Annotated in this window: 3 protein-coding genes and 1 pseudogene; all 4 read left to right on the top strand. The window is 39.8% G+C overall.

What is annotated here, in order from left to right:
• Nucleotides 1–122: 122 nt before the first annotated feature.
• Nucleotides 123–608: pseudogene (locus tag H5187_RS23000) on the top strand (hypothetical protein); the annotation flags it as partial.
• Nucleotides 609–965: 357 nt separating this feature from the next.
• Nucleotides 966–1,646 (top strand): CsgG/HfaB family protein, encoded by a 681-nt coding sequence (locus tag H5187_RS22995; RefSeq protein WP_182719561.1) that lies wholly within the window; start codon nucleotides 966–968, stop codon nucleotides 1,644–1,646.
• Nucleotides 1,646–1,993: a DUF4810 domain-containing protein gene (locus tag H5187_RS22990; protein WP_182719560.1), complete on the top strand. Its 348-nt coding sequence runs from the start codon at nucleotides 1,646–1,648 to the stop codon at nucleotides 1,991–1,993. The genes H5187_RS22995 and H5187_RS22990 overlap by 1 nt, the downstream gene beginning before the upstream one ends.
• Nucleotide 1,994: 1 nt before the next feature.
• Entirely contained in the window at nucleotides 1,995–2,672 is a 678-nt protein-coding gene (locus tag H5187_RS22985; RefSeq protein ID WP_182719559.1) for a DUF799 domain-containing protein, read from the top strand.
• The last annotated feature ends 228 nt before the right edge of the window (nucleotides 2,673–2,900 follow it).

The raw sequence follows: 2,900 nt of genomic DNA, 5'->3' as shown, positions 1-2,900 counted from the left end.
GACGGCGAGATTATTTGGAAGGACTAGCCTATTTCGTACAGGTAGTAGTGCAAATCGATTGGAAAAATATGGATGTGAGTGATGTAATTGAAACTTAATAATTATTTTTGGGGATCCCTTAGGTTAGCATGGGTAGTAAAGACTTTGACCTTGAACGCTTTCCAGGTAAGCGGCGCAGCGTAACCGCCCCCGACAATGCAAATATTGTCTATGGCGGCACAGCAAAAGCGCCACTGATTCCAAGTTTAAACGACCGTCCACTCCCAGGGAGTGAGTTTGTGCAATTCAGTTTGCCCGCCACGCAAATGCAGCAAGCCAAAGGGCCATTTCCGATAAATGACAATCATAAAGTTGTTACACTCGAAAAAGCCTTTGAACCTAAAACTTTAGCTGAACTAAAAGATGCGATTGCAGTAAAAGGCGGCGGCGGTGGTTACCTGTCTAACGAAATTTCGTACCGCAGTATTCGCCTGCGCGATCAACTCAATTCAGATATTCCGACTGGGCATATCCATACGCCACGTATAGCGCAGTTTGAACCAGAAACAGAAGCTAAAATAGTCAAACAAATTCAAGCAATGTTAGAGCAAAGCCTATTAGCCCTTTAAAACACAATAAAACATACTGCTATTAGCTCTACAACTGATAGCAGTTGAAACAACCACCTACTTTTAATTGAAATAATACCAATCACTGCTTCAATAAATTAAAACAGAAATTATTTCAAAGATGAAAAAGTGCTACCCCATCTCCTTAAACTTTCCTTGCTGCTGGATCATACAAAAATCAGACTACCACTGACTGGTACCTATAAGGTAAAGAATAACATTGCCTTTACATAATTTTTTGTTTATAAAAGTGGATGGTATTGGTAGTTATAATAGGTAATTAACTAACAAATATAAATATTAAACATTGGCATCCAAATCACTTTCTGCAATTATTTTAAACGGATATAATTCCTTATGCATATAAGCAAAAATCACATAAAAACAATAATAATTTCTGCGGTTGCAGCATCAACTTTAGCAGGTTGCGCTACAACATCATCTAAAGTTGTTGAAACCCAAACAGTTGCTAGCTATAACACTAACTACAGTGGCACTAAAAGTAAGTTGGTAGTTGGGCAATTTGTTAACCGTTCAAGTTTTCAAAATGGCATATTCTCATCTGGGCAAGACCGTTTAGGTAGCCAAGCTAAAACAGCATTAATGAGCCACTTACAACAAACAAACCGTTTTAGTGTACTTGATCGCGATAATATGACCGCACTTGCTGAAGAAGCAAAACTAACTGGTACAAAACAAGTTATTAGCGGCGCTAAATTTGTGGTAACAGGTGATGTGACAGAGTTTGGTCGCAAAGCTATTGGCGATCGACAGTTGTTTGGTTTATTAGGCAAAGGTAAATCACAAATAGCTTACGCTAAAGTAACACTAAACATTGTCGATGTTACTACATCAGAAGTTATCTACTCAGTTCAGGGAGCTGGTGAATACAGCCTATCTGAGCGTGAAGTTATTGGTTTTGGTAGTACCGCTTCATACGATGCAACCTTAAATGGCAAAGTGCTTGATTTAGCCATTCGTGAAGTCGTAAACAAGCTTGTTACAGGACTTGAATCAGGCCTATGGGGCAGTAAATAATGAAAAGGCTAATTACTTTAGCCTTAGTATGTGCTGCGCTTACAGGCTGTAGCTCAACTAAAGAGCCTATCTATTATTATGGCGAATACAGCTCAGCCGTATACGCATACCTAAAAGCAGATGAAGTAACAGTTGAACAGCAAATTAAAATGCTTGAGCAAGTTATTGCAGATGCAGCAAACAAAAGTAAAATTGTTGCACCTGGCTTGCATGCTCATTTAGGCATGCTGTACTTTGAAACAGGTGACCCTACTTTAGGTGCTAGCCACTTTGAAACTGAAAAGTCACTTTTCCCAGAGTCGGTTCAGTATATAGACTTCCTTCTAAAATCTGCGAAAGGCGTTTAACATGTTGAACTTTAAATCAATAACAGCAACTGCGCTGTTTGCATTATTAGCGGGTTGCGTTTCGTCACCACCGGCTCATGATTACACAGCGTTTAAACAAGCTGATCCACACTCAGTTATTATCCTGCCACCGCTCAATAATACACCTGAAGTTATAGCGCCTTACAGTGTAATGACCCAAATGGTTGCACCTATTGCAGAATCCGGCTTTTATGTTTTTCCTGTTGCGCTCGTTGAGCAAACCTTTAAAGGGAATGGCCTTTCAGTTGCAAGCGACGTGCATCAAGTTCCTATTAAAAAGTTACACGATATTTTTGGTGCTGACTCGGCGCTTTATATTACTATTGAAGAATACGGCACCAGCTACGTTGTAATTTCAAGTGAAACAGCTGTAACTGTTTCCGCATCTTTAGTCGATTTACGCACTGGTGAACAATTGTGGCAAGGTAAAGCAAGAGCTTCCTCAGCCGAGCAGCAAAATAATGGCGGCGGTGGACTTGTAGGCATGCTGGTAGTGGCAGCAATTAACCAAATAGCAGAAACTGTAACAGACAAAGGTTTCGAAATTGCTGCTATCGCATCAACGCGCTTACTTTCATCAGACGCTTACAACGGCCTACTATATGGTCCTCGTTCGCCTAAATATGGCCAACCGGTCCCGAGTGAAAAGAAAAAATAAAATGCTATTCTGATTAGCTAATTAAGTATTAAAAAAGGTAAGTTTATGAGGCCGAACCGTACAACGATTCGGCTTTTTTCTAACATATGGCTCACTAATTTAGTATTATACCAATCTGCATAAAGATTAAGTCAATTTTATCCAGTCTCTAGAGCATATGCTTTTAACCGTATCAGGAACAGAAATGAATTTATTCCACGCTTGCGAAACCTGTTCGACTATTTCTTC

It is taken from the genome of Pseudoalteromonas sp. SG44-1, assembly GCF_014164315.1.
In the GTDB taxonomy this organism is placed as follows: Bacteria; Pseudomonadota; Gammaproteobacteria; order Enterobacterales; family Alteromonadaceae; genus Pseudoalteromonas; species Pseudoalteromonas rhizosphaerae.
Note: the sequence above shows the minus strand (reverse complement) of the source record. Positions and strands in the feature narration are given on the sequence as shown.